Source organism: Streptomyces malaysiensis subsp. malaysiensis, assembly GCF_040653035.1.
Taxonomy (GTDB): domain Bacteria; phylum Actinomycetota; class Actinomycetes; order Streptomycetales; family Streptomycetaceae; genus Streptomyces; species Streptomyces malaysiensis.
This window is the reverse complement of record NZ_JBEZNG010000007.1, coordinates 408,466-429,752: the sequence shown is the minus strand read 5'-3', so window position 1 is coordinate 429,752 and position 21,287 is coordinate 408,466. Positions and strand designations below refer to the sequence as shown.

Annotated in this window: 18 protein-coding genes; 3 read left to right on the top strand and 15 right to left on the bottom strand. The window is 73.0% G+C overall.

Annotated elements, in window-relative coordinates; genetic code table 11:
• On the top strand, window positions 1-2,006 hold a 2,006-nt coding region (locus AB0E24_RS17835), incomplete at its 5' end, for an acyltransferase domain-containing protein (RefSeq protein WP_359378048.1).
• A 301-nt stretch (window positions 2,007-2,307) separates the two neighbouring features.
• Here the strand turns inward: AB0E24_RS17835 and AB0E24_RS17830 are convergent.
• From AB0E24_RS17830 to AB0E24_RS17815, 4 genes are all read right to left on the bottom strand, one after another.
• A complete protein-coding gene (locus tag AB0E24_RS17830; RefSeq protein WP_359378045.1) occupies window positions 2,308-2,799 on the bottom strand; it encodes a hypothetical protein in 492 nt (163 codons plus the stop codon).
• A gap of 259 nt (window positions 2,800-3,058) precedes the next feature.
• The gene (locus tag AB0E24_RS17825) at window positions 3,059-3,616 is read right to left on the bottom strand and encodes a DoxX family protein (protein WP_099015956.1); all 558 of its coding nucleotides are present in this window, start codon (window positions 3,614-3,616) and stop codon (window positions 3,059-3,061) included.
• A gap of 91 nt (window positions 3,617-3,707) precedes the next feature.
• Window positions 3,708-5,090, bottom strand: a complete 1,383-nt coding sequence (locus AB0E24_RS17820) for an MFS transporter (RefSeq protein WP_359378041.1) — start codon at window positions 5,088-5,090, stop codon at window positions 3,708-3,710.
• A gap of 113 nt (window positions 5,091-5,203) precedes the next feature.
• Window positions 5,204-5,707: a metallophosphoesterase family protein gene (locus AB0E24_RS17815; protein WP_069860610.1), complete on the bottom strand. Its 504-nt coding sequence runs from the start codon at window positions 5,705-5,707 to the stop codon at window positions 5,204-5,206.
• 100 nt (window positions 5,708-5,807) lie between these two features.
• Here AB0E24_RS17815 and AB0E24_RS17810 point away from each other — a divergent pair, with 100 nt between their 5' ends.
• Complete coding sequence (locus AB0E24_RS17810; protein WP_100809076.1) at window positions 5,808-6,374, top strand: tyrosine-type recombinase/integrase; 567 nt, start codon at window positions 5,808-5,810, stop codon at window positions 6,372-6,374.
• 123 nt (window positions 6,375-6,497) lie between these two features.
• On the opposite strand, the gene AB0E24_RS17805 is transcribed toward AB0E24_RS17810, so the two are convergent.
• From AB0E24_RS17805 to manD, 6 genes are all read right to left on the bottom strand, one after another.
• Complete coding sequence (locus tag AB0E24_RS17805; RefSeq protein ID WP_359378037.1) at window positions 6,498-10,004, bottom strand: phosphodiester glycosidase family protein; 3,507 nt, start codon at window positions 10,002-10,004, stop codon at window positions 6,498-6,500.
• A gap of 159 nt (window positions 10,005-10,163) precedes the next feature.
• Window positions 10,164-10,586 (bottom strand): YchJ family protein, encoded by a 423-nt coding sequence (locus AB0E24_RS17800; RefSeq protein WP_174883343.1) that lies wholly within the window; start codon window positions 10,584-10,586, stop codon window positions 10,164-10,166.
• A 120-nt stretch (window positions 10,587-10,706) separates the two neighbouring features.
• Window positions 10,707-11,714, bottom strand: a complete 1,008-nt coding sequence (locus AB0E24_RS17795; protein WP_359378034.1) for an NAD(P)-dependent alcohol dehydrogenase — start codon at window positions 11,712-11,714, stop codon at window positions 10,707-10,709.
• Window positions 11,715-11,753: 39 nt separating this feature from the next.
• Window positions 11,754-13,139, bottom strand: a complete 1,386-nt coding sequence (locus AB0E24_RS17790; RefSeq protein WP_079260091.1) for an MFS transporter — start codon at window positions 13,137-13,139, stop codon at window positions 11,754-11,756.
• Window positions 13,140-13,172: 33 nt separating this feature from the next.
• Entirely contained in the window at window positions 13,173-14,606 is a 1,434-nt protein-coding gene (locus AB0E24_RS17785) for a mannitol dehydrogenase family protein (RefSeq protein ID WP_359378030.1), read from the bottom strand.
• Window positions 14,603-15,820: a D-mannonate dehydratase ManD gene (gene manD / locus AB0E24_RS17780; RefSeq protein ID WP_099015963.1), complete on the bottom strand. Its 1,218-nt coding sequence runs from the start codon at window positions 15,818-15,820 to the stop codon at window positions 14,603-14,605. Before manD ends, AB0E24_RS17785 begins: the two co-directional genes overlap by 4 nt.
• Before the next feature lie 107 nt (window positions 15,821-15,927).
• On the opposite strand from manD, the gene AB0E24_RS17775 reads away from it, so the two are divergent.
• Complete coding sequence (locus tag AB0E24_RS17775; protein WP_069860616.1) at window positions 15,928-16,686, top strand: GntR family transcriptional regulator; 759 nt, start codon at window positions 15,928-15,930, stop codon at window positions 16,684-16,686.
• Between the two features lie 116 nt (window positions 16,687-16,802).
• Here the strand turns inward: AB0E24_RS17775 and AB0E24_RS17770 are convergent, their stop codons facing one another.
• From AB0E24_RS17770 to AB0E24_RS17750, 5 genes are read right to left on the bottom strand one after another with little or no spacing between them, the layout of a single operon-like run.
• Window positions 16,803-17,990: an NADase-type glycan-binding domain-containing protein gene (locus AB0E24_RS17770; protein WP_359378026.1), complete on the bottom strand. Its 1,188-nt coding sequence runs from the start codon at window positions 17,988-17,990 to the stop codon at window positions 16,803-16,805.
• A complete protein-coding gene (locus AB0E24_RS17765) occupies window positions 17,987-18,547 on the bottom strand; it encodes a phage tail protein I (protein ID WP_069860617.1) in 561 nt (186 codons plus the stop codon). The genes AB0E24_RS17770 and AB0E24_RS17765 overlap by 4 nt, the downstream gene beginning before the upstream one ends.
• Before the next feature lies 1 nt (window position 18,548).
• Complete coding sequence (locus AB0E24_RS17760) at window positions 18,549-20,537, bottom strand: putative baseplate assembly protein (RefSeq protein ID WP_069860618.1); 1,989 nt, start codon at window positions 20,535-20,537, stop codon at window positions 18,549-18,551.
• Window positions 20,534-20,941: a gp25 family contractile injection system sheath assembly initiator gene (locus tag AB0E24_RS17755; protein ID WP_079260097.1), complete on the bottom strand. Its 408-nt coding sequence runs from the start codon at window positions 20,939-20,941 to the stop codon at window positions 20,534-20,536. The genes AB0E24_RS17760 and AB0E24_RS17755 overlap by 4 nt, the downstream gene beginning before the upstream one ends.
• Window positions 20,942-20,943: 2 nt before the next feature.
• A complete protein-coding gene (locus AB0E24_RS17750; protein ID WP_069860619.1) occupies window positions 20,944-21,219 on the bottom strand; it encodes a PAAR domain-containing contractile injection system baseplate protein in 276 nt (91 codons plus the stop codon).
• Window positions 21,220-21,287 lie beyond the last annotated feature (68 nt).

Here is a 21,287-nt window from a genome sequence, read left to right as displayed (position 1 = left end):
CGCGGACGTTGCACGTCGATGAGCCGTCCAGTCAGGTGGACTGGGCGTCGGGGGATGTGCGGTTGTTGACCGAGGCGCGTGACTGGTCGGGTGTGAGTCGGCCGCGTCGGGCGGGTGTGTCGTCGTTCGGGATCAGTGGGACGAATGCGCATGTGATTCTTGAGCAGGCTCCCGAGCCGGAGTCGGCCGATTCAACGGTGAGCGTGCCGATGGCGGATGTGCCGGTGGTGCCGTGGGTGGTGTCGGGTCGTTCGGCGTCGGTCTTGCGGGCGCAGGCGGCCCGGCTTGCTGCCTATGTGGCAGAGCGTTCTGAGTTGTCGTTGGTCGACGCGGCTCATGCCTTGATGGCGGGGCGTTCGGGTTTGGAGCACCGTGCGGTGGTGGTGGCGGGGGATCGGGCGGGGTTGTTGGCGGGGCTTGAGTCGGTTGCGTTGGGTGATCCGGATGGGCGTGTGGTGGTTGGTGGGGTGGGGTCGGGGAAGGTGGGGTTGGTGTTTTCGGGGCAGGGGTCGCAGCGGGTGGGGATGGGGTTGGAGCTGGCTGATGCGTATCCGGTGTTCGCGGAGGCGTTGGATGAGGTGTGTGCGGAGATCGATCCGCTTTTGGGGGTGTCGTTGCGGGAGGTGCTGGCCGCTGGGGAGGGGGTGTTGGATCGGACGGTGTTTACGCAGGCGGGGTTGTTTGCGGTGGAGGTGGCGTTGTTCCGGTTGGTGGAGTCGTGGGGTGTGCGGGCGGATGCGCTGCTGGGGCATTCGATTGGTGAGGTTGCCGCGGCGCATGTGGCGGGGGTGTTTTCTCTGGCGGATGCGTGTCGGTTGGTGGCGGCGCGGGGTCGTTTGATGCAGGCGTTGCCTGAGGGTGGGGCGATGGTGGCGATCGCCGCCGCGGAGGCGGAGGTTGCCAAGTCACTCGAGGGCTACGAAGGAGTGAGTATTGCAGCAGTCAACAGCCCCTCTTCGGCGGTGGTGTCGGGGGATGAGGACGCGGCTCTGGAGGTTGCCGGGCAGTGGGCGGGCCGGGGGCGTAAGACGCGGCGGTTGCCGGTGAGTCATGCGTTTCATTCGTCGCGGATGGAGCCGATGCTGGAGGAGTTCCGGCAGGTTGCCGAGAGCATCGCGTACTCGCTTCCGCGGATTCCGGTGGTCTCCAATGTGACCGGGGACATCGCGTCGCAGGAGCTGTGTTCACCTGCGTACTGGGTGACGCATGTGCGGGAGACGGTGCGGTTCGCCGATGGGGTGAAGTGCCTTCGCGAGCGGGGTGTGACACGGTTCGTCGAACTGGGACCGGACGGGGCGCTGACGCCCCTGGTGCATGAATGCCTGGACGGCGACGAGACCGCTGCCATGGTCGTGCCGATGCTGCGCAAGGACCGTCCGGAATCGGAGTCCGCCGTCCTGGCCCTCGGCCACCTGTACGCGTCCGGCGGAGAGGTCGACTGGCGGGCCCTGCTCCCTGGCCGCCGCCAGCACGTCGATCTGCCCACCTATGCCTTTCAGCATCAGCGGTACTGGCTGGACGCCGGAGTGCCCAGCCACCTCAGTGGGGCCGACTCGCCCTTCTGGGAGGCCGTGCGGAGCGAGGACGTAGCGTCGTTGGCCGACATGCTGGACGTGGACCAAGAAGCCCTCGCCATGGTGTTGCCCGGACTGGCGTCCTGGTGGGAGCGCCGGGATACGGAGTCGAAGACGACTCGGAACGGTGATGACACGGTCGCCGATGAGGTCGTTTCCGTCCGTGAGCGGCTGGACGGACTCCCGGTCGAAGACCGCAGGGAGGCGTTACTGGACCTGGTCACCAGGCAGGCGGCCGTTGTGCTCGGACATACGTCGCACGGCGACGTTGGTCCGGACGCCGATTTCCTGGAGATGGGTTTCGGGTCCCTCACGGCCGTCGAGTTCCGTAACCGGCTGAACGCGGCGATGGAGATTGATCTGCCATCGACGCTCGTCTACGACTATCCGACTCCCGCGGCGGTGGTCGGCCTGATCGCTGAGCAGGTGTAATACGCCAGGCGGGGTGTCGGGAGTGGTGTTTGCGTGGGCCGGCTCGTCCAGGAGAACGCCGAGTCCGGCGGTCCAGGCCGTTACGCCCGAGGTGTTCGATGAAGCCGTCGTTCGTGTGGAGGACGTGGTCGAGGAGAAGCCGGTCACGTAGCGGATTCGGCGAGAGACGCGTACAACCCCGGCGAATGGCTCGTTCGTACGTGTCCGTGCAGGGCGCCGCGGATACGAGGGTGCCGTCCTCATCCGGACGGCGCCCTCGTATCCGCGGCCCTTCCGGCCGTTTCCCCATGCCGGGGTGGTGTTATCTCGGCGTATCCGTCGCCGTGCCGTTCACCGTTCCGGTGGCCCTCGTGGGGCGCTCCAGGATACCCCGGGTGTCGGGCGGGGTCGGTTCCGGCGTGCCGGTGGTGTGCTGGGAGCCCGTGGACTCGGTGGAGCCGCCGTTCGCGGTGCCGGTCTGCGGTTGCGACGATCCGTTGATCTTCTCGATCGCCTGCCGGGCCTGCTCACCGGGGGAGCGGGCCGCCAACGGGGGTGGGGTAGCGGGCGCGGTGGCCGCGGGCTGGTGCCGTTCCCGCTCGGGCTTGGCGTGGACGCCGATGGGGTGGGTCCCATGGCGCAGCCGGTGGCTGACCGCCTCGTCGAGGCTCACCGGCCGCTGCGCCTGGGCCGCCAGCCGGCCGGCCTCCTGGCCCAGGGCGGCGACCACTTCCCAGGGCAGCTGGAGCACCAGGCGGACTTCGGCGTCGCCATCCGGCAATGCCTGGATGGGCGGGTTGAACCGGTCATTCATGGACGGGGCCTCCGGTCTCGGTAGCGGCCTGTGCGGGCGCCGCGCGTCCCGGGACAGGACGCGCACAGAGTCATACGGAGAACACGCCCCTCATGTTCAGCTGACCGCCGGACGGCCGTCAGGTCTTGCCCACGGCCGTCGGGTCATGCCCACGGCCGTCAGTTTTGCCCACGGCTGTTAGGGCTTGCCCGATGGCCGTCAGGTCATGTCCACGGCTGTCAAGGCTTGCCCACGGCCGTCAAGGCTTGCCCGACGGCCGTCAGGTGTTGCTGAGCAGGATCATGATCGTCGCCAGGATCGCCCCCAGCACCAGGAGGGCGACGCCGTAGACCAGCCGCTGCGACCGCAGCACGGGGAGAAACGCGTCGAGGGAGATCCGGCCGGCTCCGGACAGCGCGAGCCCTGCGGCGCCGAGGCCGATGAGCACCGGGAACTCCACGCCGCCGAAGTAGCCGAGCGGCGTGGAGGAGGCGATGGCGTTGGCCATGGTGGCCGCGACGGCCGCACCCGCGAGCGGGGTGAGCAGCCCCACGACGAGGGCGAGACCGCCGAAGGTCTCGACGAGCCCGGCGATCACGGCCATGGCCTTGGGCGCCGGATAGCCGAATTGCGCGAACAGCACCGCCGTCTTGTCGATGCCCAGACCGCCCCACCAGCCGAAGAGGTGCTGTGCGCCGCGTCCGGCGACGGCCAGCCCGACGCCGATGCGGATGACCAGCAGACCGACGTCATGAGCGAGGAGCACATGTGCCGCGGATCTGGGCGAGGCCGGGGCCGGGGCCGGTGCGGAGGCGTTCTCGTGGTGGGAGTAAGACATGGCGCCCTCGTCTTGCCGGGCTCGGCGCGGATCGCCGAGCCGATATCCGAAATGCACCTTAAGTAATTTTTATTCCACCGGGATGGGAGGTTCAACCCGGACACCCATCAGTGCGGGAGCGGCCTCCGCAGGAGCCGCCGGGTCGTCTCCGGGTCAGAACCAGGAGCACGGCCCCGGCCAGACAGCAGCCTCCGGCCGCCATCAGGGCCGCGGCGACCGCAGCGGTACTCCGTGCCTCGGCGGCGGGCCCGGACAGGGCCACACCCAGCCCCGCCGCGGTGGTGATGACCGTCTTGGTCACTCCCGACGCCTCCCCGGCGCGCTCGGGCCGCACCACCGCCTGGGTCGCGATGAGCGTCAGGGCGCCCGCGATCCCGAGCGCGGCCCCGCACCCCGTGACCGCGACGAGGAAGGCCGGCAGGCTCGTCGCCATGGCGGCGGCGCCGAGCGCGGCCGCCCCCAGCACCAGGGCCGCGGCCATCACCCGCACCGCGTCCGCCGTGCGGATCCGCCCCGCCACCGGCCCGGCCAGCGCCATCGCCGCCGCCGGGGCCAGGAAGGCCGCACCCGCGCCCGTCGCCGACAGCCGCCACGGCCCCTGGAGCGCCAGGGGCACCACGAACAGGAGCACCACGGTCGCGGCATTGGCCGCGGCCCCGGCAGCCGTAAGCGCCACAAAGGGCCGGTTGCCGAACAGGGCCAGGTCCACCAGCGGATTCGCCACCGCCCGCTCATGCCGTACGAAGACGTACCCGAGCGCGACGGCCAGCGCCAGGGCCGTCGCAGAACGGCCGGAGGCCCAGCCCCACAGCTGCCCCCGGTCGACCAGGACCGCGAGCGCCGCGAGTGCGCCGGTGGCCGTGACCAGCCCCGTCATGTCCACGGACGGCGGCGCGGTGGTGTCGCGCGACTCCCCGGCCCGTGCCGCACACCCCACGGCGACCAGCGCGACCGGCACATTCAGCCAGAACACCGCCCGCCAGGACACGGCCTCGGTGAGCACCCCACCGGCGTACGGCCCGCATACGGTGGCCACGCCCCCGATGCCCAGCGCCCGCCCCATGATCCGCGCACGCGTCCCGGGCGGGCAGGCGTTCGTCAGCAGGGCCAGGCCGACCGGCATGGCCACCGCCCCGCCCGCGCCCTGCGCCACCCGCGCGCCCACCAGCACCGGAAGCGACGGGGCCAGCGCACACACCAGCGACGCACCGCCGAACACCGCCAGTCCCGCCGTCAGCAACCGGCGGCGGCCGTACAGATCGCCCAGCCGCCCCGCGCCCGCCATCAGCGTGCCGGCCGCGAGCAGATACCCGCTCACCACCCACTGGAGGCCGCCTCCCGCCGCGCCCAGATCCCGCCCGATCCCGGGCAGGGCCAGATTCAGCGCGAAGGCGTCCAACTGGACACAGAACACGGTCGCCGACACCGCCGCCAGCGCCCATCGCCACGCCGGTCCACCACTTTCCACCGTCATCACCCACTCCTCGGCACCCGATAAGGACAGGTCGCAGAGCGGGGCTGAAAAGAGAGACGAGCGATACGGAAGGAAACGGGCGCGGCCATCACACCCGGGGGAACGGCGATCGGTCAGCGGCGGGGCGGCAGCCGGTGCAGCTCCACGGCGGTCAGCCGCCCGGCCTCGATCGCGGCCGTCATGAACGTACAGTACGGCTGCCGGCGCCGATCGGTGGGGGAGCCGGGGTTGAGCAGCCGCAGCCGTCCCTCGGCCATGGAGTCCCACGGGATATGGCTGTGGCCGAACACCAGCACATCGAGGCCGGGGAACCGCTCGGCGCAGCGCCCCTCCCGGCCCCGCGCCGGTCCGGTCTCGTGCACCACGCCCAGCCGCACCCCCGCCAGCTCGGTCTGGGCCACCTCCGGCAGCCGCGCCCGCAGCTCGGGCCCGTCGTTGTTGCCGTACACCCCGATCAGCCGCCGTGAGCGCTCCTGGAGCAGATCGAGGGTGGCGAGGTCGACCCAGTCGCCCGCGTGGACCACGACGTCGGCGTCCGGCAGCCGCTCCAGCAGCTCATCGGGGAGCCGCTTGGCGCGCCGGGGGAGATGGGTGTCGGACATCAGCAGAAGACGCACATGGCCGACCGTACCGCCGCCGATCCCTTGACGCGGGCATCGACGGAAGAAATAGTGTGCCAAGCGGCACTGTTGACCGGGAGGCTCCCAGGGGGTGGACATGGCAGCGCGGGCACAGGCGCGGACGGCGGAGGAAGCGGCGCGGGACCGCTATCCGCGGCCGGTGGTGTCGACGGCGGAGGCGGAGTGGATCTGGCGGCAGCTGTCGGTGCAGGCCATGGAGGACGGCGCGAAGCCGGAGACCGTACGGCTCGCCGTGGTGGTGGGCCTGGCGCGGGCCAGCGGGGCGCGGTACGGCGGTCTGCTGCGCTGCACCCTGTCGGCGCTCGACCTGGACTCGGGTTGGGTGACCATCGAGCACGGCAAGCACCGCGTCCCGCGCCGGCACGGCCTGGACCGCGGCACCGTGCTGGTGCTGCGCCGCTGGCTGCGGGTGCGCCAGGAGCTCTGCGCCGAGCTGGAGGGATCGGTGCCGGACGCGCTGCTGCTGACGGTGCACCACACCCATGACAACGGCGTGACCGTGGCCGCCGGGCTGCCCATCACCCGGCAGGGTCTTGTGCTCTCCTGGCGCCGGTTCGTCCACCGTACGAACGCCCGGCACGCCGCTCGCCGCCCTCCGCTGCCCACCCGTTTCGAACAGGTCCGCCGCGTCTGGGACGCGTGAGCCGGGCGGGGGCGGGCGATCCGAGCCGGGCAGGGGCGAGTGACCCGAGCATGGTGGGGGGGGCGGACGACCAGAGCCCGGTGGGGGCGGGGCGGCTCGTGCGCCCCGCCCCCACCGGCCCGGTTAGGCCGCGGGCGCCGCGGCCGCCGCCGTGACGGCGAACCGCGCCTGTGCGGTGGCGCCGTTCACGCTCACCGCGAGGATGGCCGTACCCGGGCGCAGCGCGGTCAGCCTGCCGGTCGCCGGGTCGTACGCCGCCACATCGCGGCGCCCGGCGTCGGCCGGATCGCCGATGTGGACGTTGGGCGAGCCGCTCCAGTCCGCGCTCAGCGGGAAGCCGACCGGCACCCGGCGGGCGTCGGTCCCCTCGCCCTGGAAGACGGTCGCCGTGACGTCGGCGGTCTGCCCGGTGCGCAGTTCGGCCGGGGCGGTGGCGGTCAGCCCGTCCACATGGGCGCGGGTCTGTACGGACACCCAGTCCGGGCCGCCCTTCCACGGGGCGTGGCGCGCGGCCGCCTGTTCCCCGGCCGAGACGTGGTCCACGCCGACCATCGACCAGCCGGTGAAGCCGCCCTGGCCGGGCGGGGTGGCGGGGTTCTTGCCCGAGTTGCCGTTGATCAGATACGGGACGCCGTCCACCCGTGAGGCGTGGAAGGTGCCGACGTGGCTGCCGATGAACCCCGCGCCCTTGCCGGTCGTACGGCGGAAGTCGGCCAGCCAGTTCTCCAGCAGCGCCGCCTCCTTGCGGTCGCTCAGCCGGCTGCCCTGCTGCGGGGTGGGGTCGCGCGGCGGCACATGCTCGATCACCATGACGGAGCCGATGTCCGGGTCCTTCGCGGCCGCGTCCAGCTGGGCGCGCAACTCCTTGACCTGGTCGAAGCCACCGGCGCGCAGCCCCAGACGTGAGGTGTCCAGGGTGAGGAAGCGGGTGCCGCGGTGGTCGAAGGTGCGGTGGGCGGGGCCGAATTCGGTGGTGAAGTTGTCGATGGAGCCGCCCATCACCTCATGGTTGCCGGGCACGTAGTACCAGGGCAGCGCATCGCCCAGCTCCTCCTTCAGCACGGTGCGGGCGAAGGCCAGATCGGCGGGGGAGCCCTCGTCCACCAAGTCCCCGTTGATCACCAGGAAGTCGGGCTTGGCCGCCTTGATCTCCCGCAGGGTGCGGCGGGCCTGGGCGACGATCGGGCTGCCCGGGTCGCGGGCGACGAACTGTGCGTCGGACATCACCGCGAACCGCCAGTCGCGTCCCTGCGTCCGGGCGGCGGTGGAGATCAGCGGATCGGGGCGCACGCTCTCCGTGGGCAGATCGACGGAGGGCGGTACCCGCGCCGTGAGGTCGTCGATGACCACACTGCCGGTGTACTGGCGGGTGGCGGAGGTCTCGGCGAGGTAGAAGCGGTTGACCTTCAGCGGATAGGCGACCCCGGCCGGGACGGCGAAGTCGACATGTCGCCATCCGGTCCAGGTCACATAGGGCCCGCGGAGCAACTGGTCGGAGCCCGCCGCGTCCTTGAGGTGCAGGGTGGGCCAGGCCCCGTTGCCATCGCCCTTGATCCACAGGCCGAAGGACTGCGGCTGCCCGGCCACCTCGATCTGCTGGGGCGGGGTGACATAGGCGGCGCGGGTGGCCGTGGACTGGGTGAAGTCGTAGTCCAGCTTCAGCCCGGTGCCGGTGTGGCCTTCGGGTGTGGCCGCCGCGGAACCGGAGGCGCGGGCCTGGCTGAAGGTCCAGCGATCGGCGTCGTCGAAGGACGCCTCCTGCCGCTCGGTCAGGCCGACGGTGACGGCGAGCACCGTGGTGGTGCCGCCGACGCCGACCCTGACCTGCCCTGCGGCCTGGTCGTGGCGCGCCTTGACGGTGAAGGTGCCGGTCCGGGGGTCCGGGGCGATGTCGAACAGCGCGTGGTCGTAGGAGAGGCGCACATCGGACGGTTCGACGGGGGCGCTGGTGCCGTGCGCGTCCAGGCCGACGATGCCGAACCGGCCCGTGGCCCCGGCGTCGGCCAGGCCGACCAGCTGGGTGGTGGGCTGGATCCGGTCCAGCCGGTCCAGGACGGTGAGGCCGGTCTCGCCGTGTGCGGCGCCGCGCCGGGCGGTGACGGTGGTGTCGCCGCCGTGCCGGGCGGTGAAGGTGCCGTCGGCGCCGACCCGGCCGATGTGCTCATCGTCCGTCCGCCACTGCGGCTCGCCTTCGGCGGGGCCGTACGTCTCGTCGTAACCGGCGGCGGTGAGGCGGCGGGTGAGCCCGGGGAAGACCCGCTCGGGGTGGCCGCCCCGGATCTGATCGGCGGTGGGCGCGGACGCGCGGTCCATCGCGGTGTCCACCCAGAAGCCCTTGAGCCGGCCGCTGCCCTCGGGGGCGGTGAGGGCCAGACCGTTGGGGACGGTGCGCTCGGCGCCGTCGGACGGGCTGTTCTCGACCCGGGGGGTGTCGCTGCCGGGCTCACGGGCGACGAGCGTGGAGGAGCCGCCGCCGTCGAGGTTGAGGGCGCTGAAGGCGCCCGCGTCCTTCATCATCAGGCCCAGCTCGGTGAGGGTGACCCCGCCGCTGTCGGCCTGCCGCCCGTCCACGGTGAGGATCTGCATGGTGTGGCCGTCGCGGGAGAAGCCGACCGCGGTGCGCGGCGCGGTGGCGTTGTTGCCCTCGCCCTCGTGGCCGACCGCCTTGCCGTCCACGACCAGCAGCTCCCGGCCGCCGACGGCCGTGCGCGGCACGTCGCCGCCGTCGGTGCGCGGCCGGTACTCCATCGACACCGGGTCGCCGGCGGCCAGTTCGGACAGCGCGTCGGCCCCGGCGTCCCGGCCGACCAGCACGGTCGCACCGGCCGGGATCGGGCCCTTACCGGGCTCGGCGGCGGCCTTGGCGACCTTGCCGTCCACGACCGTGACCTCGGCGGTGCGCCGTGCGCCGTCCACGGTCTGGGCGCGGTCCGCCTCGCCCCACTGGGCGGTGTACGCCCCGATCCCGGCGGCCGGGACGTTGGCGGCGTTGAGCGCCGCGAGCGGATGGGGGCCGTCGGGGAGGGTCAGGGTGCCGTCGAAGTAGAGCTGGAGTACGCGGCCCGCGTCGGCCGGGCCGATGCCGACGGCGCGGGCGGGCCCGGCCGCGGAGGCGGAGTTGACGAGGCGGCTGTCGCCGATGCCGTTGCCCTCGGGGGCGCCGGTCTGGTTGATGTCGAAGAAGTCACCGTTGATCGCCGCGACCGTGCGCCGCCCCGGCCCGGGGTTGTGCTCGGCGGCCAGTTGGGAGACGATCCGGCGCTCGGCGACCTTGTCGGGGTGGAGATAGTCGACCCTGGTGCCGCCGGCCAGGTCCACCGACAGTGCGTCGGCCCGCAGCCATTTGTCGGACTCGAGCCGGTCGTACGAGGTCAGCCGCACGCCCGGGGCGACCGGTCGGGTGGAGCGGGCGGTCTGGAGCCCGTCGCCGTCGGCCACGGAGCGGGTGCCCGTCGCGCCGCTGGCGGGCGGGGGCGCGACGGGCCGCAGCATTTCCGAGGACGACCTGGGCGCGGGTTCGGGCGCCGGGGCTGGAGGGTTGTCGGCGGTGGCCTGGCCGGCGGCGCCCAGTACGAGGGCGGACACCGCGGCCAGGGCCGCCAGGGGTCTGGCGAACGCGACAGGAGGCACGGCAACTCCATGGGGCCAGGGGACTCGCGTGGTTCACACGCACAGCGCCCCAGCATCGTCCCGGAGTTGACCGGGCACCAGAAGGCGTCGGCGACGACACGGGAAATAAATGACCAAGTCGGCGTGGGCCGTGGCCGGGTCGGCCGCCGTGGGCCGGGTTCAGTCGGCGGTCACACCGTCGAGATAGACCCAGTCGCCCTCGTGGCGTACGAAGCGGCTGTTCTCGTGGAGCGAGCCCGCGCGCCCGCCCTGGGTGTAGTGGGCGCGGAACTCGACGGTGCCGGTGGTGTGGAACGCGCTGCCCTCGGTGGTGCCCAGGATCTCCAGGCGCACCCAGCGCGGCGCAGGGTCGAGTCCGGCACCTGGCGGCCGGGTGGTGGGGTGCCAGGTGCGCAGCAGATACGCCTCGTCCCCGACGGCGAAGGCGCTGTAGCGCGAGCGCATCAGCTGCTCGGCGGTGGTCGCTCGGGTCTGGCCGCGGTGCAGCCGTCCGCAGCAGTCGGCATAGGCCGCGGGCAGCCCGCAGGGGCAGGATGCCGGGGTGGGGCTGGTCGGCCGCGGGCGTCGGGTACGTCGGGACATGATCCCCATTGTGGCGGGTGGGACGGATGGGGCGCCGTCAGGCCGCGGCCGCCGTACCGCCCGAGCGGCGACCGCTCTGCCGCCGGGGCCCACGACCGGCCTGCTCCGTCCCGCGACCGCTCAGGGCTCGATGACGACCTTGAGCTGTGCGGGGTCGCAGAGCGCCGTCCGGAAGGCGTCCGCGGAACGTTCCAGGGGGAAGCGGGCGGTGATCAGTGACTCCAGGTCGACCCGCCCGGCGGCGGCCAGGGAGACCGCCGCGGGGAACTCCCCGGCGTAGCGGAAGGCGGTGACCAGGCTGAGCTCCTGGCGTTGCATCCAGGCCAGCGGCAGGGTGGTCCGGGGCCGGGGCGGGTTGCCGACGGCGACCAGGGTGCCGCCGGGGCGTACCGCGTGGGCGGCGGCGGTCAGGGCGGCCTCGATGCCTGAGCAGTCGAGTGCGATGTCGAACAGCGGCTCCTGGGGGAGGGGTTCGCGGGAGGTGTCCAGGGTCCGGTCGGCGCCCAGGCGGTGGGCGTGGGCCAGCCGGCCGGGGTTGATGTCGGTCACCACGGTCTCGCCCGCGCCCACCGCGCGGGCGGCCTGGAGGACCAGCAGGCCGATCGGGCCTGCGCCGGTGACCAGCACCCGGTCCCCGGCGGCGACATTGCCGCGGCGTACGGCGTGCAGGGCGACCGCGAGGGGTTCGATGAGCGCTCCGGAGCCGAGGGGGAGGTCGCCGGGGAGCGGATGGGCGAACTCCGCGGGCACGGTGAGGTGTCCGGTCAGGGCGCCGTCGGTGGGCGGGGAGCCGAAGCAGTGGCCGTGGGGGCATTGGTTGTAGCGGCCCGCGCGGCAGGCGTGGCAGCGTCCGCACGGGATGGCGGGCTCGATCGCGACCCGGGTGCCCGCGGGCAGCGGGCCGCCGTCCCCCAGGACCGTTCCGGCCGCCTCGTGGCCGAGTGCGGTGGGGGAGCGGAGCACATTGGGGCCGTTCTCGCCGTGGGCGTAGTAGTGCAGATCGGAGCCGCACAGCCCGACCGCGCCGGTCTCCACGAGGACCTCGCCGGGGGCGGGTCGGGGAATCGGGTGCCGTTCGATGCGCACATCCTTCGGGCCGTGCAGGATCGCGGCGGTGGCGTCGTTCATCGGGTGGTTCTCCTGGTGCGCGAAGAGGTGAAGGGGGGCTCAGGCGGTGGTCAGCCGCAGCGGTTCGACGCGCTTGATGACCAGGCCGTAGGTGAGGGCGCCGACGATGCACAGCGCGCCGGAGAGCATCAGGGGTGCGACGAAGGAGTGGTTGAAGAAGCCCAGCAGCAGGCCGGTGGTGGTCGAGCCGAGCACTCCGGCCAGGTTGGAGGCGAAGTTCTGGATGCCGCCGAGCGAGGCGACATGGCGCGGGGTGGGCGCCACGTCGGCGGGCAGGCTGGCCACCGAGGCGGCGGAGAAGGCCAGGCTCGCGTAGCTGACGGACAGCAGGGCCAGGGCCCACATGGCGCTGGGGACGAGTACGGCGAAGGCGATGACCGAGGAGAAGAGCATCCCGCAGACCAGACAGGTCTTGCGGGCCCGGCTCACCGACCAGCCGCGGCGCAGCAGGGTGTCGCTGGTCCAGCCGCCGAGCAGGCTGCCGCCGATGGCGACGATGCCGGGCAGGGCGCCGTAGAAGCCCAGTTTGAGCAGGTCGAAGCCGCGGGCGTCGACGAGGTAGCTGGGGAACCAGGTGATGAAGAAGTAGATGACGTAGTTGAGGCAGAAGAAGCCGATCATCATGCCCCAGACGGTGCGGTGGCGGAACAGGTCGCGCCAGCGGACGGCGGGCTCCTGCGGTGCCGTGTCTCCGGCGGGGCTCTGCTCGGCGGGGTGCGCCTCGAGCCGGGCGCCGCCCGCCGTGACGTAGGCGCGCTCCTCGGCGCTGAGCCCGCCGCGGGCGGAGGGTTCGCGGTACGCCTTGAGCCACAGCGCGACCCATAGCAGGGCCACGGCGCCGGTGACCCAGAACGCCATCCGCCAGCCCTGCCAGGCGATCAGCGCGGTCACGACGGGGGCGGCGACCGCGGTGCCGGCGCGGGCGCCGTTGTCCCAGACGCTGTTGGCCAGCGCCCGTTCGCGGACCGGGAACCAGCGGGAGACGGACTTGGCGCACGAGGGGTATGCCGGGGCCTCGCCCGCGCCGAGGGCGAGGCGGGCGAAGAGCAGGCTGCCGATGCCCCGGACGAATCCGGTGCCCACGGTGACCACGGACCAGATCAGCCCGCCGATGGCGAACATGCGCTTCTCGCCGTAGCGGTCGATCAGCGCTCCGGCGGGCAGTTGGCCCAGTGCGTAGGTCACGAAGAACATGCTGAGGATGACGCCCTGCCATTCGGGGCCGATGTGCAGGTCATCGGTCATATAGGGCAGGGAGATGGAGATGGTGGCGCGGTCCACGTAGTTGACGGTCATGCCCAGGAAGCAGAGGAAGACCATCAGCCAGCGGGTGTTGTGCCGCAGGCCGCGCGGGCGCGGTGGCCCGGTCGTGGTGTCGTCCTGGGGTGGTGTGCCGGTGGCGGGGACGGCTCTGGGGGTCTGCAAGGCGGCTCTCCTTTGCGGGGGCGGTGCGTGAGGTCAGCGCGGGGGCCGGGCGCCGGAGTCCAGCTCCGCCCGTACGGACGCGACGAGGGCGGTGTCGTCCGCGAGGTCCTCGGCGCCCAGCAGCCGCAGCAGCCGGCGCGGGGCCTCGGTGTGCGGGCCGTCCCAGGCGCGGCGCAACTCCTCGGCCCGTGGATCGTCCAGGGGGTGGTCGCGGGTGAGGCGGGCCCAGGCGGCGAGGGCGGTGGCCAGGAGGGGGGTGTCCCGTCCGGCGGCGCGCAGTTCGCGCAGCGGGGCCAGCCACCGTTCGGGGATCTTCTGGGATCCGTCCATGGCGATCTGCTGGACGCGGTGTTCCATCGCGGGGTTGGCGAAGCGGTCCACCAGGCTGTCGATGTAGGCGGGCAGGTCCAGCCCTTCGGTGGGCGGCAGGCTCTGTGCGGCCTCGGCGCAGTAGGCGCGTACGGTCTCCTCGCCCCATCCGGTGGCCAGGACGTCGGCGACGGTCCGGCAGCCGTTCGCGAGCCCGAGGCAGGCGATGAGCGAGTGGGAGCCGTTGAGCAGCCGGAGTTTGGCGAGCTGGTAGGGGGCGACATCGGCGACGAAGCGCACTCCGGCCTCCTCCCAGTGCGGGCGGTCGGCGGCGAAGATGTCCTGGAGCACCCACTGGGTGAACGGTTCGCCGGTCACCGCGCCCTCGTCGGCCACGGTCAGCGCGCGGGCGGCCGTCCGCCGGTCGGCGTCGGTGGTGGCGGGGACGATGCGGTCGACGACGGTGGCGGGGAAGGCGACCGAGCCGGTGATCCAGTCCAGCAGGCGGTCACGGTCGTCCCATGCGGTGGCGGCGATGAACTCCCGTACCAGGCGGCGCAGTACGGTCCCGTTGTCTGCCATGTTGTCGCAGGAGACCAGCGATACGGGGGCGCCGCCGGCCCGCAGCCGGGCGCGCAGCCCCGCCGCGAGCTGCCCGGCCACGCTCGCGGGGGCGGGCCGTCCGGCCAGGTCGCCGCGGACGAGGGGGTCGTCCAGGGCGAGTCCGCCGGTGGTGGCGTGGCGCCGGTAGCCCTTCTCGGTGACGGTGAGGGTGACGACGGTGACCTCGGGGGAGGCGAGGAGCGTGCCGAGCCGGGCGCCGTCGTCGGTGGCGTGCAGCACTTCGGTCACGCTGCCGACCACACGGGTGGCGGGGCCGTCGGGGCGCCGCTCGGTGAACGAGTACAGCCCGTCCTGCGGGCGCAGCGCGTCCACGACGGACCGGCTGCGCTGGGTGACACCGGCGATGCCCCAGCCGCCGCCGTGCGCCGCTTCGGCGGTTTGTGTGCAGAGGGCCTGGTGGGCGCGGTGGAAGGCGCCGATGCCCAGATGCACGATCCGGGGGCGCAGGGCCCGCGGGTCGATCGGCGGGCGGCTCTCGGCGGGGACGCGGGGCAGGGTGGCCAGGGACAGGCGCGGCGGGGAGGCGGCGCTCACCAGTCGTGCACCGTGCCGTCGGTGCGGCGGCTCACCGGAAGGTACTTCGGGTCGTACGGGAAGCGGGCGGCTGCCTCCTCGTCGAGTTCGATGCCGAGGCCGGGCTCCGCCGAGGGGTGCAGGGCGCCGTCGCGCAGTTGGTAGGTCGGCCGGAACACCTCGTGGGTGAGCGGATCGTGTGCCATGTACTCCTGGACGCCGAAGTTGGGCACGGTGACATCGAGGTGGACGGCGGCGGACATGCTCACCGGCGACAGGTCGGTGGCGCCGTGCGAGCCGGTGCGCACCTGGTACAGCTCGGCGAGGTGGAAGATCCGCCGCAGATGGGTGATGCCACCGGCGTGTACGACCGAGGCGCGGATGTAGTCGATGAGCCGTTCGGTGATGAGCTGCTGGCAGTCCCAGATGGAGTTGAAGACCTCGCCGACCGCGATCGGGGTGTCGGTGGCACGGCGGATCTGGCGGAAGGACTCCTGGAGTTCGGCGGGGGTGGGGTCCTCCATCCAGAACAGCCGGACCTCCTCCAGGACGCGGCCGAGGCGTCCGGCCTCGGTGGGGGTGAGCCGGTGGTGGACGTCGTGCAGCAGATGGAAGCCGAAGCCGAACCGCTCGCGGACCGCCTCCAGATAGCGGGGTGCGAAGTCCAGGTACGCCTCGGTCGACCAGGGCTGCTCCTCGGGCAGGGCGCCGGTGGCGGGCTCGTAGACGGTGGCGACCGTGCCGTGGCGGATGCCGTAGGTGCCGGGTGAGCCGGGGACGGCGGCCTGGGCGCGGATCGCGCGGTAGCCCATCTCCTGGAAGCGGGCCACGTCGTCCAGGAGTTCGGGGATGTCGCCGCCGCTCGCGTGGCCGTAGACCATGGCGCCCTCGCGGGCCTTGCCGCCCAGCAGGTCGTACACCGGAAGGCCCGCGACCTTGCCCTTGATGTCCCACAGCGCGGTGTCCACGGCGGAGATGGCGGTCATGGTCACCGGGCCGCGGCGCCAGTAGGCCCCCTTGTAGAGGTAGTGCCAGGTGTCCTCGATACGGGCGGGGTCGCGGCCGATCAGCAGCGGTACGAGGTGCTCCTCCAGATACGAGGCGACCGCGAGCTCGCGGCCGTTGAGGGTCGCGTCACCGAGACCGGTCACGCCGTCGGAGGTGGTCACCTTCAGGGTCACGAAATTGCGACCCGGCGAGGTGACGATGACCTTGGCCTCCGTGATCGTGGCCATGTGCGTGGGCTCCTCACTGAGCGGGCTCCCGGGGTGGAGTCCGGGCTGTCGGTCGGCTACCATACAAGTACGTCAGCAAGTCGAGTCAAGGGTTCGGAAGGGGTCGGATGGCATCGGCGGAGGGACTGCACGCGGCACGCTCCCGGGGGCGCAACACCCGGCAACTGGTCCATGAAGTGCTGCGTTCGCGCATCGTCGGCCTGGAGCTGGAGCCCGGCTCCGCCGTCTCGGAGAACGATCTGGCGGCCGAGCTCGGGGTGAGTCGCACCCCCGTCCGCGAGTCGCTGATCCTGCTCGCCGACGAGGGCCTGGTCGACATCTACCCCCAGATGGGCACGTTCGTCTCGCGCATCCGGGAGCGCGATGTGGCCTCCGCCCAGTTCATCCGGGAGGCGCTGGAGTGCGCCGCGCTGCGGGAGGCCGTCGGCAAGGCCACCGCGCGCGATGTGGCGGAGCTGCGGGTGCTGCTCACCGCGCAGGAGGAGGCCGACCGCCAGTCCGACATGGAGGGCTTCTTCCAGCTGGACGAGGAGTTCCACGCCCGGCTGATGGCCGCCAGCGGACACGCCTCGGCCTGGCCGGTCGTCAGCCAGGCCAAGGCCCAGCTGGACCGGGCCCGCAGGCTGTCACTGCCGCTCACCCAGCAGATGTCCCTGCTCATCGGCCAGCACCGCGAGGTGGTCGACCTGCTGGAACAGGGCGATCTGGACCGGGCCGACGCGTCGCTCCGCTCCCATCTGCGGCTGGTCTTCAGCGATGTGGAGAAGATCCGCGCCAAGCACCCGGAGCTCTTCAGCGACGAGGACACCCCCCTCAAGCCCCGCCGCGACAGCACCCGCCGCACCGCCTCGCGGGGCGACGGCTGACCCGGCCGTCTCGCGCGCGGCCGTGCCCTCGACCGGGGCGGCCCCGCTGGGCCGCGCGCTCGATCGTCGCGGCCTTGCCGCGCGCCCTCGACCGGCCGTCGGTGACGCGCCCCGCGTCACTGACGGCCGAAGAACTCCACCTCGGCGATGGCCGTCCGCCGGTCCGACCGGGCGCCGTACGCCGCGTCGACCGTCAGCCGGATCCGCACCACGTCCGAGCCGCGCACATCGAAGCTCTGCTGACCTGGCTGGTCCTGGAGGTTGACGCCCTTCGTGGTGCGCTCGCCCTCCGAGTCGACGAGTGTGAGGGTGAGTTCGGAGGGGCGTGCCTGGGTCAGGAACTCATCCGCCTTCGCCGAGCGCCCCGAGGTGATCAGCAGCTTCCGCAGCCGTACCGGCCGGTCGAAGTCGGCCTCCAGATACTGGTCCGTGCCGGGGCCCGCGGCGGCCGGCGCCCAGTACCGGTTGTTGTAGCCGTCGAAGGCGGCCTGGGCCCGGTGGCCCGGCGCCTGGCTGGAGCCGCGCACCGCCGTGGGATGCAGCGCCTTCGGATCGCCGGCCCGGTCCTGGGTGAAGGTGAAGACCTCCGACAGCTGGGACCGGGCGAACCACGCGGCCGCGGCCAGCACCAGCACCAGGATCGGAAGGGTCAGCCGGGGCCGCGGCCAGGTCCGGCGCCTGGGCCTGCTGCCCGCGGCCAGCGGGCGCTGGGCGTCGCGCCGGAAGATCCGGCGCCACCAGGGCAGCGGACGCGGCGGACCGGGCAGCGGCGGCCCCGAGTCGAGCAGGGTGCCGCAGCGCGTACAGAGCCTGCGGCCCGCGGGATTGTCGGCGCGGCACCGGGGACATGGGCGGCCGGGGCGGTGCGGCGGGGCGTCCGGCCTCGGGGGCGCGGCCGGGGGCGCGTCCGGCGCGTCCGGCCGGTGGTCGGGACCGGTGCCGGTGTCGTCCAGCGGGTCTCCGGGCCGCCGGGGCGCCGCCGCGGGCTCCTCCGGCCGCGCGGCGGGCGGGGGCACGGGGGCCGGAGCGGCGGGCGGGGCGGCGGCCGGGGTGGACGGCGCGGGGCGCGGGCCCTCGCCCGTACCGGAGACCGGCGGAGTGACGGGTGGTGGAGCGGTGGGCTGTGGAGGAGCGGGTTGTGGAGGGGTAGCGGGCTGCGGAGGGGCAGCGGGCTGTGGAGTGGCGGGCGGCGCCGAGGGGCCCGGCCGCCGGTCCGGCTCCTCGTCCCAGGCCAGGAACGCCTCGCAGGAAGCGCAGAAGTGCGCCCCCGCCGCATTGCGGTGTCCGCATTCGGGGCAGATCATGACGTCCCTGTCCCCTCTGCCGTGACCTCCACCCGGTAGACGACATGCGCCGGCACCTCCTCGGCGAGCAGCCTCTCCAGCCGCAGCCGGGTCGGCGCCACCGCGTCGGCGTCCGGCACCGTGAGCCGCACCATCACCCATGGCCGTGGCGAGCCGGGCAGCGGTGAGCCCGGTTCGGTGGACCAGTCCGTGGCTCCGCTCTCGGTGATCTCCGGTTCGAGCCCGGTCTCCACGCGCACGGCCGCCGCCAGCCCCTGCCGGGTGCCCCGCTGCCGGTGGCGGATGACGGCGCTCGCCACCACCGCGCGCCGCTGGGTGACCGGGCGCTCCGCGTCCACCTCCACCGCCACCCATCCGGCCAGCCATGCGAGCAGATCCTCGGGCGCGGTGCGCGGATGCAGATGCGCGGGCAGATTGTCCAGGGTGAGCAGCACCGGTGCCAGCAGCTCGTCCAGCGCGCTCAGAAACCGCTCCAGGAACGGGTGGTCGAGGTAGACGGCGGGCAGCTGATGGAGCAGGGGATGGGCCGTGGGCAGCCCGGGAAGTGTTCCGCGCACGTCATGCCTCCCGTACCCGCAGCTGGTGCTCATAGCTGAACACCAGCGCATGGCGGTCCAGTTCGATCTTCGTGGTGGCCTCCGCCCGCTGCCCCGTCACCGGGTCCGCCGGAAACAGCCGTACGTCCTCGACGAGATCCACCCCCGGCACCCGCTGGAGCACCGCGAACACCTCACCGGAGTGCACCGGCCGCCCGAACGGCCAGCCCTGCCCCTCCGGCCCGCCGGTCAGCGGGTTGAAGTAGCCGTACAGCGCGGTCAGCGCGGCCTCCCGCAGCCGTTCGACGGCCACCCCGCGCCCCGCCTGCACCGAGGCGACCACGGTGACGCCCTGGTAGTACGGGGGCCCCACCGACAGCCGGGTGCCGATCGGGCGCCGCTCGTCCAGATAGGCCGAGATCATGGCGAGGGTGTCCGGTGGCGGGATCAGCTCCTCGAACCGGATCCGCCCCCGCTCGTCGTCGCGACCGGCCGGGACGACCAGCAGCCGCACCCCGCCCGCCGGATCCTCCGCCTCGCCGCCACCACCGGCAGTGCCACCGCCGTCGGCCTCGCCCGCCGGGACGCACGCCACCCGGGCCGCGTCGGGCGCCACCTCGCGGGCCAGCTGTTCGAAGTCGTGCGGCACCACCGCCCGGTGCAGGGTGCGCAGCGTCAGCGGGCCCCGCACCCGGGCGTTCTCCACGGTCTCGCCGTCCACCCCGCCCAGCGCCGGGCGCCGGTTCTCCACCCGTGCCACGTACGGCAGCGAGCTGCGCAGCACCCGCAGCGCACCCCGCGCCACATTGCCCCGGTGCCCGCCGCCCGTACGGTAGGAGCGCACCCGCGCCGGGGAGCCCTTCGGGGGCACCGCCCCGAACAGCCGCAGGGTGCCGTCGGGTTCCCGTACCGCCGGGCCGAAGTCCACCTGTCCGGAGTTGGGATCCAGTGTGATGTGCCGGTCGTACGGTGTGGAGTGCGCGAAGTTGTCCACCCGCGTCCACTCCACCCAGCCGTGGCCCTCGGCCACCTCCACCACGAACGGCTCCTCGCCCGCCACCACCGGCGGCCGCGCCACCCGGAAACCCTGCCCCGGCACCCCCTCCGACAGGCCCAGGACCTCCTCGACCACGTTCTCGGCGTGTGCGGCCTCCACCGTGCCGCCGATGGTGAACGCACTGGCCTGACGCACCGTCGGGGAAGCCACATAGGTGGGCTGGTCCGCCGCCGCCTCCAGCAGCCGGCAGCGCAGCCACCCCCCGGACTCGCGCACCAGCACCGAGGCGGTGTGGGTGGCCGGCACATGCAGGATGACCTCGCCGGCCTTGTTGAACCCGCCCGTGTCGTCCTTCTCCACCTCGCAGGAGACCCAGGCGCCGCCGTCCCACGCCTCCCACAGCAGCGGCGGGCGGCGCGGATCCACACCCACGCCGTCCACCCGGCAGTCCAGCCGCAGCACCACCGCACAGCCCGGCACCGGCTGGGAGAGGCCCAGGTAGAGACAGTCCCCGGGGGTGGGCGTACGGCCGAAACACGGCACATCGCGGCCCAGCCCCAACTCCTCCGAGCGGTTGGCGGCATCGCCGGTGGCGGGCCAGGTGGCCAGGTGGTTCAGCTCGCACGGCACCACCGACAGATCCCGGCCGGTGGTGAAGACCACCGCCTCCTCGGTCTCGGTGCGCACCGTGGCCACTTCCGTGCCCGCCTGGATCCGCACCGGCTCCGGCTGCGGTGCCGACAGCCAGAACGTGGCCTCGGTGCGCGCCGCCGTCGGTGGATACAGCCGCACCCCGATCAGATCGAGGAAGGCCAGATAGTTCTTGTCCGGCACCCGGTTGAGGCGGTAGACGAGCTGGTCGACCATGGTGGCGAACGCCTCGATGAGCGTGACGCCCGGATCGGAGACATTGTGGTCGGTCCACTCCGGACAGCGCTGCTGCACCAGCCGCTTGGCCTCGTCCACCAAACCCTGGAACCTCCGGTCGTCCAGGTTCGGGCTGGGGAGCGTCATCCGCCCTCCTCGCTGTGCGGGATCACATAGAACGGGAACACGAGGTTGCGCGGGTCGTTGGAGCCGCGCACCGCGTAGCTGATGTCGATGTAGAGCACCCCGTTGTCCGCCTCGTCGAAGCGGACGGTGACGTCGGCCACCTCGATCCGCGGCTCCCACCGCTCCAGGGCCAGCCGCACCTCGTAGGCCAGCTGCCCGGCTGTACCGGCGTCCGCGGGCGCGAACACATAGTCGCCGAGGGCGCAGCCGAACTCGGGGCGCATCGGACGCTCACCGGGCGAGGTGGCCAGGATCAGCCGGATCGACTCCTCGATCTCCCGCTCCTCCCGGACCAGGGCGATCGATCCGGTGGCGTCCGTACGCGGCGGAAAGGCCCAGCCCGCGCCGATGAACTGCCGTCCCATCGCTACCCTCCGATCCACACGCTCGGGCACCCTGACGTGATCGGCGCGCCGCACCCCGCGGTGTCACCGACCCGCGCCGCCGGCCGGCCGCCGATGAGCACCGTGGAGCTGCCCGGCGGGCCGATGGCCGACGGGCCGTGCGCGGCGGGTGAACCGCACTGGTGGGCGGTGCCCACGGTGGCCGCGGGGCGCCCGCCGATCAGCACGGTGGGCTCCCCGGGCGGGCCGATCACCCCGGGGTGGCCGGTGGGATCGCCGACGCGTGCGGCTGCTGGCATGTGCTGTGCCCCCTGCCCGGTCGCTTCTCTCTTCGCCGATCTCTTCGGCTGTCTCTTCGCTGTCGTAT

What these genes read in the sequence shown, in the direction of transcription:
- AB0E24_RS17830 (WP_359378045.1), bottom strand. Translation starts at nt 2,799, where the DNA reads ATGAATGACCGGTTCAACCCGCCCATCCAGGCATTGCCGGATGGCGAC.
- AB0E24_RS17825 (WP_099015956.1), bottom strand. Translation starts at nt 3,616, where the DNA reads ATGTCTTACTCCCACCACGAGAACGCCTCCGCACCGGCCCCGGCCCCG.
- AB0E24_RS17820 (WP_359378041.1), bottom strand. Translation starts at nt 5,090, where the DNA reads ATGACGGTGGAAAGTGGTGGACCGGCGTGGCGATGGGCGCTGGCGGCG.
- AB0E24_RS17810 (WP_100809076.1), top strand. Translation starts at nt 5,808, where the DNA reads ATGGCAGCGCGGGCACAGGCGCGGACGGCGGAGGAAGCGGCGCGGGAC.
- AB0E24_RS17800 (WP_174883343.1), bottom strand. Translation starts at nt 10,586, where the DNA reads ATGTCCCGACGTACCCGACGCCCGCGGCCGACCAGCCCCACCCCGGCA.
- AB0E24_RS17795 (WP_359378034.1), bottom strand. Translation starts at nt 11,714, where the DNA reads ATGAACGACGCCACCGCCGCGATCCTGCACGGCCCGAAGGATGTGCGC.
- manD (WP_099015963.1), bottom strand. Translation starts at nt 15,820, where the DNA reads ATGGCCACGATCACGGAGGCCAAGGTCATCGTCACCTCGCCGGGTCGC.
- AB0E24_RS17775 (WP_069860616.1), top strand. Translation starts at nt 15,928, where the DNA reads ATGGCATCGGCGGAGGGACTGCACGCGGCACGCTCCCGGGGGCGCAAC.
- AB0E24_RS17770 (WP_359378026.1), bottom strand. Translation starts at nt 17,990, where the DNA reads ATGATCTGCCCCGAATGCGGACACCGCAATGCGGCGGGGGCGCACTTC.
- AB0E24_RS17760 (WP_069860618.1), bottom strand. Translation starts at nt 20,537, where the DNA reads ATGACGCTCCCCAGCCCGAACCTGGACGACCGGAGGTTCCAGGGTTTG.
- AB0E24_RS17755 (WP_079260097.1), bottom strand. Translation starts at nt 20,941, where the DNA reads ATGGGACGGCAGTTCATCGGCGCGGGCTGGGCCTTTCCGCCGCGTACG.
- AB0E24_RS17750 (WP_069860619.1), bottom strand. Translation starts at nt 21,219, where the DNA reads ATGCCAGCAGCCGCACGCGTCGGCGATCCCACCGGCCACCCCGGGGTG.